This window comes from Aeromonas rivipollensis (genome assembly GCF_010974825.1).
Lineage (GTDB): Bacteria > Pseudomonadota > Gammaproteobacteria > Enterobacterales > Aeromonadaceae > Aeromonas > Aeromonas rivipollensis.
Window position 1 is genome coordinate 19,493 of sequence record NZ_JAAILA010000031.1, and the last position, 15,208, is coordinate 34,700.

Genomic DNA, 15,208 nt, shown 5'->3' on the forward strand with positions numbered 1-15,208 from the left:
TTGAACAAGGCCGTGAAAAGAGTCGCCCTCCCTGAAGGGCTGGCGGCATACTGCGCGCCTTCCGATGTGGCCATGCCTGTCTTGCAGGGCAAACAGCGGGGTATTGAGCAGGACCCAGGGTATGTTGACCTTCAGACGCACGCAGAAAAATTTCACCTTCATTACAGGCTATCTCTGGCTGCTGGCCTTGCCGATGTTGCTCGGGATCGGCGGCATGTTCTCCCTCTCCGTCTACAACCACGGGGTGGTGGTGGAGCAGAAGCTGGTCAGCCTCAACGGCATGGCGGTGGTGACCGAAGCCAGGATGCTCGATCACCTCGAGCAGCTGATGTCTGTCGAAGTCACTGCGGATGCACTGACCCCAGTGCTCTCCTCCTCCAGAACCCGGGAGGCCTATCGCGAGCGCTGGGGGAAGATGACGGCCCTGGATCCCCTGGTGATGCTGATTTTTCATGCCGATTCGAATGGCTATTTCTTCTCCGGCAGCGAAGAGGCGGATCTGGCCTGGGTGAATGCCAAGGTCAATGTGGACTCCCGCGCCTGGTTCAAGGGAGCGCTGGCGTCGCGCGCCTTCTACTGGACACCGGCCTATCAGGACATTTTGACGGGCGATCATATTCTGACCCTGGCCCATCGCCTGCCCGATGACCAGCAGCAGGGTGAGCGGGTCATCGGCATCGATGTGAACGTCGCACAGTGGTCCCAGATGCTTAGGGACATGCTCTATGGGGACAACGCCGTGAGCCACATGGTGATTGACCGCCGCACCAACCAGATCCTGGTGAGTTCGCAGTCGGCCTACAACGGCCAGATCTTGCAGGCACCCTGGCTGGCGCGCCTGACGGCGCAATCAGGTTCTTTCTACGAGGAGATGAGCAACGAATATGTGGCTTACGGTACCCTGCCAGACAGGGAGCACTGGATGGCCATCACTGTGCAGCCAAGGCGGGATTCGGTTGCCGTCATCGGGGGCAGCCTGGCGCTGGGGCTGCTGGCCGTTGCCTGCGCCCTCTTCATCACAATGTCGGCCTTCTTTCGCCTGCGTTTGCTGGTACTCATCGACAGTCTGGCGAGCCGCATCCGCCGACTCGGCGCCGGTGCGCGCGAACCCCGGCCGGTGAGTGCCTTGCCCTCCTTCCCTGAGATGGCCTTGCTGGATCAGGAGCTGGATCAGGTGTCTGATCACCTGCAAGAGTCCTTTGACCTGGCCCACAGGGACGCGCTCACCGGCAGCTATAATCGGCGCTTCCTGGATCAGCGGCTGCGCCAGTTGCACCAGGAGGGGCGCAGTGTCGTCCTGGCCCTGGTCGATCTGGACAATTTCAAGCAGCTCAACGACGTCTATGGTCATGCCGGCGGTGATGCGGCGCTGTGCCGCAGTGTCGAGCTGGGACGGGAGTTGCTGGGGGAGGGGGTTTCCCTGTGTCGTTACGGTGGCGAGGAGCTGGTCGCCCTCTTCGAGCAGCACTCGCTGGCACAGGCCGAGGGGTTGATGGAGCTGTGGCGCTGCCGGCTCAGTGAGCTGAAATGGCGGGAGAAGGGGATGCGGGTCACCTTTAGTGCCGGCATAGGCGAAAGCCGGGGCCGCCCCCCCGAGGCGCTGATGACCCTGGTCGACAAGGCCATGTATCAGGCCAAACGGGCCGGCAAGAACCGCATTCATCGCAGCGAGGAGTGAGCGCCCTGGCTGCTGGCGTCTCTCTCATGACAAGGCCCTCGTCGTTCACGGCGAGGGCCTTTGTTATTTCCCGGGTACCTCGTTTGGCTGTGCTGCGAAGCAGACAGTCGCGAGGGGGCCTTGTGACCTTAGCCCTGGTCTATGCCCAGGATGGCCATGGCTTTGGCCAGGGTATCGACGGATTCCTGATGCTTGCCCGCGTTATGCAGGGTCTCTCCTTCGGCCCTTAGTTGCTTCACTTCGGCCAGTTTCTCGGCACTGAGGGCGGGGTTCGTGGCCAGGGCATCATCAATCTTCTTCATGTCCATGGGGCAGTGAAAGGCGATGGCGCTCCCGGCGAAGAGCAGGGCAGCCAACAACAGCATGAGTCTCATTTTGACGACCTCCTTGATGGGATCCCGTTAAGAATAGCCCCAGAGGGCCGGGACTATTGGGTTGAACCGGGCAAGAAACAGACGCTACCATGATCTTTTCGACACGAGGAGGCGTCATGACACTCACAAGGTTGCTGTCACCCCTGACCAGTCTGGTGATCTTCATTCTGGGCCACGGCATGTTCAATACCCTGCTGACGGTGCGCCTCTCGGCAGAACAGGTCTCGGTGCAGGCCATCGGCCTGGTGTCGGCGGCCTATTTCGGGGGCCTGGTGCTGGGGGCCTTCATCAACGCCCGCCTCATCATACGGGTGGGCCATATCCGGGCCTATGCGGCCTACGCCTCCCTGCTCTGTTTCCTGTTCCTGCTGCACGGCATGGTGGTGGAGCCCATCGCTTGGGCGGCGCTGCGGCTGGTGGGGGGCTTTGCCACCGGCGGCCTGTTCGTGGTGCTGGAGTCCTGGATGCTGGTCTCCAGCACCCCGGCCAACCGGGGACGGCTGATGTCCCTCTACATGATATTGCTCTACGGATCCCTGGCCATGGGCCAGTTGCTGCTCAAGTGGGTGGATCCCATGGTGTTGACCCCCTTTGCCCTGTGCGCCATGGCCGCCACCCTGTCGGTGGTGCCGCTCGCCCTCTCCCGGGTGGCCACCCCTGCCATGGTGGCGCCCCAACCGGTCGGGGTGCTGGAGCTTGTCCGGCTCACTCCGGCGGGGATGGGCAGCAGCTTCACCTCGGGCCTCATCCTCGGGGCCATCTACGGCTTGTTGCCGCTCTACTTTACCGACAGCGGCGCCTCGCTCTCGCGGGTGGCGGACATGATGGCGCTGGTGATCCTGGGGGGCATGTGCCTGCAATACCCCATAGGGCGGATGTCTGACCGCTATGACAGGCGGCTGGTGATCCTGCTGCTGTGCGCAGCGCTGACTCTGCTCGCCCTGCTGATGGTGTTGTTGCCCGAGGGCTGGCGCGAGCCGATCGCGGGGGCCCTGGTGTTCCTGCTGGGGGGGATGGCGTTTTCCATCTATCCCTTGAGCCTCAGTCACGCCTGCGACGAGTTGCGCCCGGATCAGGTGCTGGGGGCCAATCAGGGGCTGCTGCTCGCCTACAGCCTGGGGGCCATGATAGGGCCGCTGCTGGCCCCCTTCGTCATGCTGCAGTTCGGGTCAGAGGGGCTGTTCGTCTACTTCGCCCTGTGCGGCGCCCTGCTGGCGGGCTATCTGGGCTGGCGCAGGCGGCAGCGGGCACCCATCCCCCTGGCCGAGCACCAGGTGTTCATGCCGGTGCCGCCCAATACCCCCATGACCGCCGAGCTGGAGCCGAGAACGGATCTGGAAGGGGAGGCGGTGCCCGCGACCTATGCCACGCCCGAGGTGGAGGATGTGGAGGATGTGGAGGGGATGGAGGAGCCGCAGGCTCGCTGAGAGCCGCCTGCCCGAAGACGCGCATAAAAAAGCCGACTCCAGGGAGTCGGCTTCTTGTTGGTGCTAAGGCCGTTATCAGGCGGTCACAGCGTCTGCCTTGACGGCATGAGCCTCAGGGGCCGCATTGCGGATGAGGTAATCGAAGGCACCCAGGGCTGCGGTGGCACCGGCGCCCATGGAGATGATGATCTGCTTGAACGGCACCGTGGTGGCGTCCCCTGCGGCATAGACACCGGGCAGGGAGGTCGCGCCCTTGGTGTCGATCTCGATCTCGCCAAAGCGGGTCAGGGCCACCTCGCTCCCCTTGAGGAACTCGGTGTTCGGTACCAGACCTATCTGCACGAAGATGCCCGCTACCGCCAGGTGCTTGATCTCGCCCGTGGTGCGATCCTCGTAGTCCATGCCCACCACCTTGCTGCCGTCACCGATCACTTCGGTGGTGCGGGCACTCATGATGATGTCGATGTTGCCCATGGAGCGGGCCTTCTTCTGCAGCACTTCGTCGGCGCGCAGGGAATCGGCGAACTCCACCACGGTAACGTGCTCGACGATGCCGGCCAAGTCGATGGCCGCTTCGATGCCGGAGTTACCGCCACCTATCACCGCCACCCGCTTGCCCTTGAAGAAGGGACCGTCGCAGTGGGGGCAGTAGGCCACGCCCTTGGTGCGGTACTCGAGCTCGCCAGGTACGTTCAGATCGCGCCAGCGGGCACCGGTCGCCAGGATCACGGCGCGGCTCTTCAAGGTGGCGCCGGAGGCCAGCTCCACGTTCACATAGCCATCCTTGCTGATGGCGGCGGCACGCTGCTCGGTGATCACTTCCACGCCGTACTGCTTGACGTGTTGCTCCAGGCTCGCGGCCAGCTTGGGGCCCTCGGTGTAGGGCACGGAGATGAAGTTCTCTATGCCGACGGTGTCCATCACCTGACCGCCGAAGCGCTCGGCGACGATGGCGGTGCGGATCCCCTTGCGGGCGGCATAGATGGCGGCAGCAGCGCCAGCCGGGCCACCACCCACCACCAGCACGTCATAGGGGGCTTTTTCGCTCAGCTCTGCGGCCTTGCGCTCGGCCGCGCCGGTATCGAGCTTGGCGACTATCTCTTCCAGAGAAGTGCGACCCTGGCTGAACGGCTGGCCGTTCAGGTAGACGTTCGGCACCGCCATGATCTGGCGCTCGTTCACCTCATCCTGGAACAGGGCACCGTCGATCATGGTGTGGGTGATGCCGGGGTTCAGGGTGGCCATCAGGTTCAGGGCCTGCACCACGTCCGGGCAGTTGTGGCAGGAGAGGGAGATATAGGTCTCGAAGTGGAACTCGCCCTTGAGGTTTTTCACCTGCTCCAGCACGGCCGGATCGGCCTTGGAGGGGTGACCGCCGCTTTGCAGCAGGGCGAGCACCAGGGAGGTAAATTCATGACCCATGGGGATGCCGGCAAAATGCACGCGCGGTGCCTGGCCTTGTGGCGCCACGCTCATGGAAGGCTTGCGAGCGGCAGTGCCATCGGTCATGGAAATCTTGGGGGACATCTCTGCTATCTCGTTGGCCAATGCCAGGAGCTCTGCGGATTTGTCGCTGTCATTGCCGGACACGCTGATCTCGATGGGATTGACGATGTACTGCAAGTAACCGTTGAGTTGTTGTTTGAGGTTGGTATCTAACATGGTCGAATTCCTTCTTGTTATGGCGGTCGGCACTATTCATGAATACAGAAAGCACTGGATGCAAAAAACAGTGAATGCAGGAAGCGCTGGGCCAGAAAGCAGACCGGCCCTTGAGTGGGCCGGTCTTGGAGAGCAGGAGGCTTAGATTTTGCCTACCAGATCCAGGGACGGGGCCAGGGTGGCATCGCCTTCTTGCCATTTGGCCGGGCACACTTCACCCGGGTGAGCGGCAACGTACTGGGCAGCCTTGACCTTGCGCAGCAGTTCCAGAGCGTCACGGCCGATACCGCCGGCGTTGATTTCAACGATCTGGATGACGCCTTGCGGGTCGATGACGAAGGTACCGCGGTCAGCCAGGCCAGCTTCTTCGATCATCACGCCGAAGTTGCGGGTGATGGTGCCGGTCGGGTCGCCGATCATCGGGTACTGGATCTTCTTGATGGTGTCAGAAGTGTCGTGCCAGGCCTTGTGAGTGAAGTGGGTGTCGGTGGAGACGGCGTAGATCTCGACGCCCAGCTTCTTGAAGGCAGCGTAGTTGTCAGCCAGATCGCCCAGCTCGGTCGGGCAAACGAAGGTGAAGTCAGCCGGGTAGAAGAAGACCACGGACCACTTGCCTTTCAGGTCAGCGTCAGACACCTGAACGAATTTGCCATTGTGGTAGGCGGTAGCGTTGAACGGCTTGATTTCAGTGTTGATATAGGTAGACATGTATTTGCTCCTTGGTGATGTACATATGCCCGTCTGGTCGTGAAGTGCTTGGCCAGGCGAGGCGCTTAACTTTCGATGGAGGCATCATAGGGCTTTTCTCTAATCGGTCAAAGCCACAATTTTGAATCACTTAAATCTATTTATTAGATAGCCCATCGCAACTGTACCTAACATGAATATCTCAGGCCTTCAGAGATAACTCATTGTCGAAGTTCAATTTCTGTCCTCCATGTCACATTTTCAAGTCCCGGATGGGAACTTGTTTTATGCCAGAGGGGCGAGAGGAGTATTGAAGGCGCGTCGGGACAGGGGGGAGAGCATGAGAGACGGGCAAAAAAAATCCCGGCGCCGTCGCACAGACAGGGCCGGGTCATCAAACAAGGAATGGCGATATAAAAATGCTTTACAGCAAAGACTAACTACGGGGTGTGCAAACTTGCAGACATATGAAGAGAAGACATCGGGTGCACAATCCTCATCTCCTCTTCGGCAACTATTGCATGGACGGCATCATAGTGTGATGAAGATCACAAAGCAAGTTTGTGGTGTAATTTTTCAATCAAACTGAAAGTGTTTCAGTTATTTAGCCGGTTATTTAGGCTGAAAACGCTTTTATTGTAATTTTATTACAGTTCTTTGTGATCAGAAATCCGAGGGCGGCTCCTGCTCTTCCATCAATTCCAGCAGATTGATGGCCACAGTGATGAAATCCGACTCAGTGACTATGCCCACCAGCTTGCGTCCCCGTACCACCGGCAGGCAGCCATATTTGTGGCGCTGCAGGTAGAGGGCCGCCTCCTTGATGCCGGCGTGGGGATCCACGCTCGCCACCTGGCGGGTCATGATCTCGTCGAGCTGGACGCTGTCGGTGAATTCTGCCTCCCGCTCCGGATTGATCAGCAGCAGCTTGGACTCGCGGGTGGCCAGGATGTCGGAGAGGGTGACCAGTCCCAGCAGATGCTGGTGCTCGTCGACGATGGGGATGTGGCGGATCTGCTCCTGCTGCATCAGCTCCATCGCCTGCTTGACGCTGTTCTGCGGCCCCAGGGTGAAGGGGTGTTCGGTCATGATTTCAGTCAGGGTCATCATGGTGGGCCTCCTTGTGTCTCTGATCTCACCCTAGCTCAGCTCCTGGCCGTGGAACCTGATCAGGGTCAATACAGATCATTAAAGAATCATTAACTCAGGGGCTGTGAGCGCTGCGGGGCACAAATTGGCGCCCAAGCGCCCGTGTCGGCGCGTCAAGGGCCCACAAGGCTCACAAAAAGAGCGCTATCCCTTGCCGGCCTTGGGTTTTTGGTCTTTTGGGTTGCCTTGGAAGAGGGGGATAACTAGACTAGCCGCCGATTCCCCCGAGGTGAAAGATGCAAGTATCCGATTTTCATTTTGATCTGCCAGACGAGCTGATTGCCCGCTATCCGATGGCAGAGCGTACCGCCAGCCGCCTGTTGCAGCTCGATGGTCAAAGCGGCGCACTGCGCCACGGTCAATTTGTGGATGTGCTGGAGCGGCTCAATCCCGGCGATCTGCTGGTGTTCAACAACACTCGCGTCATTCCGGCGCGCATGTTTGGCCAGAAGGCCAGCGGCGGCAAGCTGGAGGTGCTGGTGGAGCGCATCCTGGACGAGCACAGCGTGCTGGCCCATGTCCGCTCCTCCAAGTCCCCCAAGCCCGGCACCCGCCTCATTCTGGAGGGTGGCCCCGATGGGGATAAGGTCGAGGCCGAGATGCGCGCCCGCCACGACGCCCTGTTCGAGATCCACTTCCTGGACCCGCGCCCCGTGCTTGAGATCCTGGAGGCCATAGGCCACATGCCGCTGCCGCCCTATATCGACAGGCCCGACGAGGATGCCGACAAGGAGCGCTACCAGACCGTCTACAACCAGAAGCCGGGCGCCGTGGCGGCGCCGACCGCCGGTCTGCACTTCGACGAGCCGCTGCTCGAGCAGATCCGGGCCAAGGGGGTGGAGCTGGCCTTCGTCACCCTGCACGTGGGGGCGGGCACCTTCCAGCCGGTGCGGGTGGAGAAGATTGAAGATCACCACATGCACTCCGAGTATGCCGAAGTGCCCCAGGAGGTGGTGGACGCCATAGCCGCGACCCGCGCCCGGGGTGGCCGGGTGATTGCGGTGGGCACCACCTCGGTGCGCTCCCTGGAGAGCGCGGCCAAGGTGACCCTGGCCCAGGGCAAGCCGCTGGCGCCCTTCTTCAGCGACACCGACATCTTCATCTTCCCGGGCTACGAGTTCCAGATTGTCGATGCCATGGTCACCAACTTCCACCTGCCCGAATCGACCCTGATCATGCTGGTCAGCGCCTTCGCCGGGTACGATCAGGTGATGGCGGCCTATCAGGCGGCGGTGGAAGAGCAGTACCGTTTCTTCAGCTACGGGGACGCCATGTTCGTCACCCGTCGCCAGGTTGAGGCATAAGCCTCAGCCTTCAGAAGCCGTTCAGGGACTCCTTGTCAGGATTCTGGCCGGTTTCTTGTATCGGGCCCATGGGGCCCTCCGTTGTCAGACTGTTTCTCTGACTGAATCGAGGTAGCAATGAAATTTGAACTGAAAACCACAGATGGTCGCGCCCGTCGCGGTCAGCTGGTATTCGAGCGCGGTGTGGTCCAGACCCCGGCCTTCATGCCGGTCGGTACCTACGGCACCGTCAAGGGGATGACCCCGGAAGAGGTGCGCGAGACCGGCGCCCAGATCCTGCTTGGCAACACCTTCCACCTCTGGCTGCGGCCGGGTCAGGCGGTGATGCGTGCCCACGGCGACCTGCACGACTTCATGAACTGGCAAGGCCCCATCCTCACCGACTCCGGCGGTTTCCAGGTGTTCAGCCTGGGTCACATTCGCAAGATAACCGAAGAGGGGGTGCACTTCCGTCATCCCATCAACGGCGAGAAGATCTTCCTCGACCCCGAGAAATCCATGGAGATCCAGTACGATCTGGGCTCCGACATCGTGATGATCTTCGACGAGTGCACGCCCTATCCGGCGACCTACGAAGAGGCCCGCAAGTCCATGGAGATGTCCCTGCGCTGGGCCAAGCGCTCCCGCGACAAGTTTGATGCCCTGGGCAACAAGAACGCCCTGTTCGGCATCATCCAGGGCTCCGTCTACGAGCCGCTGCGGGATGTCTCCCTGGACGGCCTGCTGGAGATAGGCTTCGACGGCTATGCGGTCGGCGGTCTGGCGGTGGGTGAGCCCAAGGAAGACATGCACCGCATCCTGGATCACGTCTGCCCGAAAATCCCGGCCGACAAGCCGCGCTACCTGATGGGGGTGGGCAAGCCCGAAGATCTGGTGGAAGGGGTGCGCCGCGGCATCGACATGTTCGATTGCGTGATGCCGACCCGCAACGCTCGCAACGGTCATCTGTTCACCACCGATGGTGTGGTCAAGATCCGCAATGCCAAGTATCGCGAGGACACCAGCACCCTGGATGCGGACTGCGACTGCTACACCTGCAAGAACTACACCCGCAGCTATCTGTACCATCTGGACAAGTGCAACGAGATCCTCGGTGCCCGTCTGAATACCATTCATAACCTGCGTTATTACCAGCGTGTGATGCAGGGTTTGCGGGACGCGATCGAGCAGGGTAAATTAGACGACTTTGTAACTGAGTTTTACCGTCGGCAAGGGAAGCCCGTGCCTCCGTTAACTGAAAATGACGTGAAATAACAACGACATATAAGTTAGTTTTCAAATCTACATCAATAAGAGGTTGTTAAATGAGCATTATCTCCAAGGCGTATGCAGAAGGCGCAGCTCCGGGTGCACAGGGTGGTGGCATGGAAATGATCATCATGCTGGCCGTGTTTGGCCTCATCTTCTATTTCATGATCTATCGTCCCCAGGCCAAGCGCGCCAAGACTCATCGCGATCTGATGAGCTCCCTGGCCAAGGGTGACGAAGTGCTCACCTCCGGTGGCCTGGTCGGCAAGATCGCCAAGGTCTCCACCGATAGCGACTACATAGTGCTGGCCCTGAACGATCAGACCCAAGTCACCATCAAGCGTGATTTCGTCTCTGCCGTTCTGCCCAAGGGTTCTATCCAGTCCCTTTAATCTCCCGAGGAGCACAGCGTGTTAAATCGCTATCCGCTGTGGAAATACCTGATGGTGATCGTCGTGATCGCCATCGGTTTTCTATATGCAGCCCCCAATCTTTACGGCGAAGACCCGGCCTTGCAGGTATCTGCCAGCCGTGGTGCCGAAGTCAAACTAGAGACGCTCGATCAGGTGAAGGAGACGCTCGAGGCGGCTCAGATCCCGGTCAAACATGCTGCGTTCGAACACGGTTTCATCCTGATCCGGTTCACCAATACCGAAGACCAGCTCAAGGCACGTGACATTGTCGCCAACAAGCTGGGCGACAACTTCATCACTGCCCTCAACCTGGCACCTTCCACGCCTGCCTGGCTCGAAGCCATAGGCGCCGCTCCCCTCAAGCTGGGTCTGGACCTGCGCGGTGGTGTGCACTTCCTGATGGAAGTGGACATGGCCGAGGCGCTGACCAAGCAGCAAGAGCAGATGGTACAGGATTTCCGCTCCGAGCTGCGCACCCAGAAGATCCGTTACTCCGGCGTGCGCCGGGTCGGTGATCAGGTGCAGGTGGTGTTCCGCGAGGAGGCCGATCAGGCCAAGGCGGCCTCTTTCCTGCGTCGGCAGAATCCGGATCTCACCTTCACCACAGAGCAGAAGGGGGATGACTTCATCCTGCTGGCTGGCCTGAGTGAAGCCAAGATCAAGGAAGTGAAGAAGTACGCCCTCGAGCAGAACATCACCATCATCCGCAACCGGGTGAACGAGCTGGGTGTGGCCGAGCCGCTGGTACAACAACAGGGTGCCGAGCGCATCGTGGTGGAGCTGCCCGGTATCCAGGACACCGCCCGTGCCAAGGAGATCCTGGGGGCCACCGCCACCCTGGAGTTCCACATGGTCGATGAGGCCGCCGACATCCAGGCCGCTGCCGCGGGCCGGGTGCCGCCGAGCTCCAAGGTCTACAACGATCGCAACGGTCGTCCCGTGGTGCTGCAAAAGCGGGTGATCCTGACCGGTGACCACATAGTGGGTGCCCAGTCCGGTTTCGATGAATACAGCCGTCCCCAGGTCAACATCAAGCTCGATGGCCAGGGTGGCAACAAGATGGCCAACTTTACCAAGGACAACGTTGGTAAGGGCATGGCCACCGTCTTCATCGAGTACAAGCCGGTGGGTCAACCCGGTCCGGACGGCAAGCGCAAGTTCCGCAAGCAGGAGGAGGTGATCAACGTCGCCACCATCCAGTCGCGCCTTGGCAGCCAGTTCCGCATCACAGGTATCGACAACGCCAACGAAGCCCACAACCTGGCGCTGCTGCTGCGTGCCGGTGCCCTGATAGCCCCTATCCAGATAGTCGAAGAGCGCACCATAGGCCCGAGCCTGGGTCAGCAGAACATCGACAGCGGTATGGAAGCCATCGGCTGGGCCATGCTGGTGATAGTGCTGTTCATGGGGATCTACTACCGTGCGTTCGGCTGGGTGGCCAACCTGGCCCTCTCCATGAACCTGGTGCTGATCGTCGGCATCATGTCGATGATACCCGGGGCCACCATGACACTGCCGGGTATCGCCGGTATCGTGCTGACGCTGGGCATGGCGGTGGATGCCAACGTGCTGATCTACGAGCGTATTCGTGAAGAGATCCGCAACGGCCGCGGGGTGCAGCAAGCCATCCACATGGGCTTCGACCGCGCCTTCTCGACCATCGCCGACTCGAACGTCACCTCGCTCATCACCTGTGTGATCCTGTTTGGTATCGGCACCGGCGCCATCAAGGGCTTCGCCCTGACCCTGGGCATAGGTCTGACCGCCTCCATGTTTACGGCCATTACTGTATCCCGCGCCATCATCAACCTGGCCTGGGGCGGACGGCGCATCGACAAGCTGCCGATCTAAGGAAGAGACATGTTTCAGATTCTACATTTTGAAAAGCCCATCCCCTTCATGCGTTTCGCCAAGTCGGGAATGGTGTTCTCTGCCTTGCTGACGATGCTTGCCCTGTTCTGCCTGTTCGATCGCGGCCTGAACTGGGGGCTGGACTTTACCGGGGGCACCACCATAGAGGTGGGGTTCCAGCAATCGGTGAGCCTGGACAAGATGCACGAAGCGCTGGATCAGCAGAAGATTGAAGGGGCGACCCTGCAATTCTTCGGCTCCAGCCGCGACGTGCTGGTGCGCATGGCCCCCCAGGAGGGGGTCAAGGTCGAGCAGCAGGGCAACGAGGTGCTGGCGGCCGCCAAGCTGATCGACGAGGGCGCCGTGCTCAAGCGGGTCGAGTTCGTCGGTCCTTCGGTGGGTGACGAGCTGGCGACAGACGGTGCCCTGGCCATGCTGGCCTCCATCCTCTGTATCCTGGCCTACGTGGCGGTGCGCTTCGAATGGCGTCTGGCGATGGGGGGCATCCTCTCCCTGGCGCACGACGTCATCATCACCCTCGGCATCTTCGCCTACTTCCAGTACGAGTTCGACCTGACCGTGCTGGCGGCGCTGATGACGCTGGTGGGCTACTCCCTGAACGACACCATAGTGGTGTTCGACCGCCTGCGGGAGAACTTCCGCAAGGTGCGCAAGGGGGATACCGCCTTCATCATGGATCTCTCCATGACCGAGACCCTGAGCCGGACCATCATCACCTCGGGGTTGACCTTCGTGGTGGTGGTGGCGCTGCTGCTCAAGGGCGGCCCGCTGATCCACGGTTTTGCCATCGCCATGGTGATAGGGGTGGCCTTCGGGACCTACTCCTCCATCTATGTGGCGAGTGCCTCTGCCATGTTCTTCGGGGTCAAGCGGGAGCACATGCTGCCGACCCAGGTGGAAAAAGAAGGGGCGGATCAGCAAGAGATCCTGCCGTAACAGACAAGGGCGCCACAAGGCGCCCTTTCTCTTGGGGGGCGGCTGAGTCATTATGCTCCCCAGTACCCATCCTCATGACCCATTGCAAGAATGCAAGGAGCAAGCCATGCAACACAATCCCCGTTTTCTGGCCCTGGTAGAGGCCATTCGCCCGCAGATACGGGAAACCGACGTGCACCAGATCAGGCGCTGGCAGGAAGAAGGCCGTGTTTTTCACCTGATCGATGTAAGGGAAGATAACGAGTGGGCGAAAGGGCACCTGCCGGGGGCCGAACACCTTGGCCGCGGCGTGATGGAGCGGGACATCGAGACCCGTTTTCCCGATCCCGACACCGAGCTCTACCTCTATTGTGGTGGGGGATTTCGCTCCATCCTGGCGGCGGACAACCTGCAAAAGATGGGGTATTCCCGGGTGGTCAGCGTCGATGGAGGCTTTCGTGGTTGGCGTGACGCCGGATACCCTGTCGAATCCTGATTTATTTGAGGGATAGGGGTTGCGCCACATGACAAAAGGCCGGTTGACCTTTACCATATGCGGGGTCAAGCGTAAGCGTCGGAGTGTTCATTGAACGTCAGGATAGGGATTGGATACCTCACCGGTATCCTGTTGTTGCTCCCCATGTGGGGATGCAGCAGTAGCAGTCAGGTTACAGCGCCTCAAGTTCCCAAGCCGCAACCCGCTTCATTGGTATTGGCGACCCCCTTGCAGGTCTCCTACCAGAGCGAGTTGGCCTTGGCGCGACTCGGGCAGATGCTCAGTGAAATGGAATTGACGACCGAACAGCGCGCCGAGCTGTTCTATGAGCGTGCCGTGGTGTTTGACCGGGTTGGCCTTCGTTCCCTCGCTCGGCTCGACTTCAACCGCGCCCTGCGGGAGAAGCCCGACTTTGCCGAGGCTTACAACTTCATCGGTGTCTATCTGGTTCAGCAACAGAACTATGACGAGGCCTATGAGGCATTCGATTCGGCTCTCGAGCTCGCCCCGGATTACGATTACGCCTACCTCAACCGTGGCATAGCGCTCTATTACGGCAACAGGCCCGAGCTTGCCACCGCCGACATGAAGCGTTTCTACGAGGCGCAGCCGGAAGATCCCTACCGGGTGATCTGGCTCTATCTTGCCGAGCAGAAGCTCAATGGGCCGGCGGCCATGAGCCGGATGCGCGAGCGGCTGAACAAGTATGACGACGACGCCTGGAACTGGGATCTGGTCCGCCTCTATACCGGCGAGATCAACGCCACCCAGCTGATGGGCAACGTGGTGAAAGGGGTGAAGGACAACCGGGAGCTTGCCGAGCGCCTGTGTGAAACCTACTTCTACCTCGGCAAGTTCGAGCTGGCCAAGGGCAACCGCAAGGAAGCCATCAGCTACTTCAAGCTGGCGCTGGCCAACAACGTCTATGACTTCATCGAGCATCGCTATGCCCTGCTGGAGCTGGAGCTGATGGCGCGCAAGCCCTTGCCACCGGGTGCCCAGGGCAAAAACAGCAAAGCGTGAGAAGGGCATCAGCCCTCAGTGAAAAAGGCCTCTTGATGAGGCCTTTTTGCTGTCTGTTGCTGGGGGATGCGGGGTGTCACTCCACTGTCATTCCACCAGGCTCATGCCGGGGATCTGCCGCCAGTAACCGTTGCAGTCCCGCTCCTGCTGCAGGGGCAGCGGTGCCTGACCCTGCTGGTTGGCCTTGAAACAGGCCAGTATGTCGAGTGTCTCCATCCTTTCTGGGGAGAGGCGCACCACGTCCACCAGTCCCGCCATGCCTTCGAGCTCGTTGCCGAGGTTGTAGCAGTAGCCGGACTGGGTCTGGATGCCGTTGAGATTGAACACCTTCTGCCCCTCACGGCTGCTGGCGAGGCGCCCTGTGGGGTAGTGGATGCAGGCGAGCTCGCAGTTGTCCTTGGGCTTGTCGAGGGAGCGGGCGGTGAAGCAGCGCGCCGAATAGGCGAGCGGCAGGTGGCCGTAGGCGAACACCTCCACCTCGAACTGCTGGCGGGCGCTGCCCAGATCCTCATTGAGCTGCACCAGCCAGTCGCGGGAGAGCTCCACCGGCATCACCCAGCGCCGCATCCCCTGTTTGAGCAGCATGCGCAGCACCTCGGCGTTGTAGGCATTGATGGCCGGGCCGCACACGAAGGGCAGCCCCGCCTCCCAGGCGAGCTGGACTGTGCCGAGGTCGTTGGCCTCGACCATAAGATCGCCGTTGTCGACCAGCCGCTTGACCTCCTTGAGCTCCGACGGCGCCGAGATCAGCGCCAGGGTGGAGAGCACGGCCTGCTTGCCCGAGCTCGCCACCTGGCGGGCCAGGGCAATCCAGTCATCCCCTTTCAGTTCACGGCGCTTGCTGCACACCGTCTCGCCCAGATAGATGATGTCGGCCTGGCTCTGCGCCGCCGCCTCATAGAAGGCCTGGGTATCGGCCTTGGGCCAGTAGAAGAGCAGGGGTCCGAGAGAGAATTGCAT

14 protein-coding genes are annotated in these 15,208 nt (G+C 60.7%); 9 read left to right on the plus strand and 5 right to left on the minus strand.

Annotated elements, in window-relative coordinates; translation table 11 throughout:
* Positions 1 to 121: 121 nt before the first annotated feature.
* The gene (locus G4923_RS17305) at positions 122 to 1,678 is read left to right on the plus strand and encodes a sensor domain-containing diguanylate cyclase (protein WP_163137799.1); all 1,557 of its coding nucleotides are present in this window, start codon (positions 122 to 124) and stop codon (positions 1,676 to 1,678) included.
* 128 nt (positions 1,679 to 1,806) lie between these two features.
* On the opposite strand, the gene G4923_RS17310 is transcribed toward G4923_RS17305, so the two are convergent.
* Entirely contained in the window at positions 1,807 to 2,052 is a 246-nt protein-coding gene (locus tag G4923_RS17310; protein WP_025327258.1) for a hypothetical protein, read from the minus strand.
* A 116-nt stretch (positions 2,053 to 2,168) separates the two neighbouring features.
* Between G4923_RS17310 and G4923_RS17315 the strand changes: the two genes are divergently transcribed.
* A complete protein-coding gene (locus G4923_RS17315; protein WP_163137800.1) occupies positions 2,169 to 3,479 on the plus strand; it encodes an MFS transporter in 1,311 nt (436 codons plus the stop codon).
* A gap of 75 nt (positions 3,480 to 3,554) precedes the next feature.
* Here the strand turns inward: G4923_RS17315 and ahpF are convergent, their stop codons facing one another.
* The 3 genes from ahpF to G4923_RS17330 form a co-directional block, all read right to left on the minus strand.
* A complete protein-coding gene (gene ahpF / locus G4923_RS17320) occupies positions 3,555 to 5,141 on the minus strand; it encodes an alkyl hydroperoxide reductase subunit F (RefSeq protein WP_163137801.1) in 1,587 nt (528 codons plus the stop codon).
* A 141-nt stretch (positions 5,142 to 5,282) separates the two neighbouring features.
* Positions 5,283 to 5,849 carry an alkyl hydroperoxide reductase subunit C gene (ahpC, locus tag G4923_RS17325; protein WP_005324327.1) on the minus strand — a complete coding sequence of 189 codons (567 nt, stop codon included), beginning with the start codon at positions 5,847 to 5,849 and terminating at the stop codon, positions 5,283 to 5,285.
* Between the two features lie 642 nt (positions 5,850 to 6,491).
* Complete coding sequence (locus tag G4923_RS17330; protein WP_106886567.1) at positions 6,492 to 6,938, minus strand: CBS domain-containing protein; 447 nt, start codon at positions 6,936 to 6,938, stop codon at positions 6,492 to 6,494.
* A gap of 275 nt (positions 6,939 to 7,213) precedes the next feature.
* Here G4923_RS17330 and queA point away from each other — a divergent pair, with 275 nt between their 5' ends.
* From queA to nlpI, 7 genes are all read left to right on the plus strand, one after another.
* Entirely contained in the window at positions 7,214 to 8,281 is a 1,068-nt protein-coding gene (gene queA, locus G4923_RS17335) for a tRNA preQ1(34) S-adenosylmethionine ribosyltransferase-isomerase QueA (protein WP_163137802.1), read from the plus strand.
* Positions 8,282 to 8,398: 117 nt separating this feature from the next.
* Positions 8,399 to 9,535, plus strand: a complete 1,137-nt coding sequence (gene tgt, locus G4923_RS17340) for a tRNA guanosine(34) transglycosylase Tgt (protein WP_025327252.1) — start codon at positions 8,399 to 8,401, stop codon at positions 9,533 to 9,535.
* 50 nt (positions 9,536 to 9,585) lie between these two features.
* Positions 9,586 to 9,921, plus strand: coding sequence for a preprotein translocase subunit YajC (gene yajC / locus G4923_RS17345; RefSeq protein ID WP_025327251.1), 336 nt, complete (start codon positions 9,586 to 9,588; stop codon positions 9,919 to 9,921).
* 18 nt (positions 9,922 to 9,939) lie between these two features.
* The gene (gene secD, locus G4923_RS17350) at positions 9,940 to 11,793 is read left to right on the plus strand and encodes a protein translocase subunit SecD (protein ID WP_025327250.1); all 1,854 of its coding nucleotides are present in this window, start codon (positions 9,940 to 9,942) and stop codon (positions 11,791 to 11,793) included.
* Positions 11,794 to 11,802: 9 nt separating this feature from the next.
* Complete coding sequence (secF, locus tag G4923_RS17355) at positions 11,803 to 12,750, plus strand: protein translocase subunit SecF (RefSeq protein ID WP_106886570.1); 948 nt, start codon at positions 11,803 to 11,805, stop codon at positions 12,748 to 12,750.
* 106 nt (positions 12,751 to 12,856) lie between these two features.
* Positions 12,857 to 13,225 (plus strand): rhodanese-like domain-containing protein, encoded by a 369-nt coding sequence (locus tag G4923_RS17360; protein ID WP_163137803.1) that lies wholly within the window; start codon positions 12,857 to 12,859, stop codon positions 13,223 to 13,225.
* Between the two features lie 90 nt (positions 13,226 to 13,315).
* Positions 13,316 to 14,248 (plus strand): lipoprotein NlpI, encoded by a 933-nt coding sequence (nlpI, locus tag G4923_RS17365; RefSeq protein ID WP_307764782.1) that lies wholly within the window; start codon positions 13,316 to 13,318, stop codon positions 14,246 to 14,248.
* Positions 14,249 to 14,335: 87 nt separating this feature from the next.
* On the opposite strand, the gene G4923_RS17370 is transcribed toward nlpI, so the two are convergent.
* On the minus strand, positions 14,336 to 15,208 hold the full coding sequence (locus G4923_RS17370; RefSeq protein ID WP_163137804.1) for a U32 family peptidase: 873 nt from the start codon (positions 15,206 to 15,208) through the stop codon (positions 14,336 to 14,338).

What these genes read in the sequence shown, in the direction of transcription:
- ahpF (WP_163137801.1), bottom strand. Translation starts at nt 5,141, where the DNA reads ATGTTAGATACCAACCTCAAACAACAACTCAACGGTTACTTGCAGTAC.
- G4923_RS17305 (WP_163137799.1), top strand. Translation starts at nt 122, where the DNA reads ATGTTGACCTTCAGACGCACGCAGAAAAATTTCACCTTCATTACAGGC.
- tgt (WP_025327252.1), top strand. Translation starts at nt 8,399, where the DNA reads ATGAAATTTGAACTGAAAACCACAGATGGTCGCGCCCGTCGCGGTCAG.
- queA (WP_163137802.1), top strand. Translation starts at nt 7,214, where the DNA reads ATGCAAGTATCCGATTTTCATTTTGATCTGCCAGACGAGCTGATTGCC.
- ahpC (WP_005324327.1), bottom strand. Translation starts at nt 5,849, where the DNA reads ATGTCTACCTATATCAACACTGAAATCAAGCCGTTCAACGCTACCGCC.
- G4923_RS17330 (WP_106886567.1), bottom strand. Translation starts at nt 6,938, where the DNA reads ATGATGACCCTGACTGAAATCATGACCGAACACCCCTTCACCCTGGGG.
- G4923_RS17370 (WP_163137804.1), bottom strand. Translation starts at nt 15,208, where the DNA reads ATGCAATTCTCTCTCGGACCCCTGCTCTTCTACTGGCCCAAGGCCGAT.
- G4923_RS17315 (WP_163137800.1), top strand. Translation starts at nt 2,169, where the DNA reads ATGACACTCACAAGGTTGCTGTCACCCCTGACCAGTCTGGTGATCTTC.
- secF (WP_106886570.1), top strand. Translation starts at nt 11,803, where the DNA reads ATGTTTCAGATTCTACATTTTGAAAAGCCCATCCCCTTCATGCGTTTC.
- G4923_RS17310 (WP_025327258.1), bottom strand. Translation starts at nt 2,052, where the DNA reads ATGAGACTCATGCTGTTGTTGGCTGCCCTGCTCTTCGCCGGGAGCGCC.
- G4923_RS17360 (WP_163137803.1), top strand. Translation starts at nt 12,857, where the DNA reads ATGCAACACAATCCCCGTTTTCTGGCCCTGGTAGAGGCCATTCGCCCG.
- yajC (WP_025327251.1), top strand. Translation starts at nt 9,586, where the DNA reads ATGAGCATTATCTCCAAGGCGTATGCAGAAGGCGCAGCTCCGGGTGCA.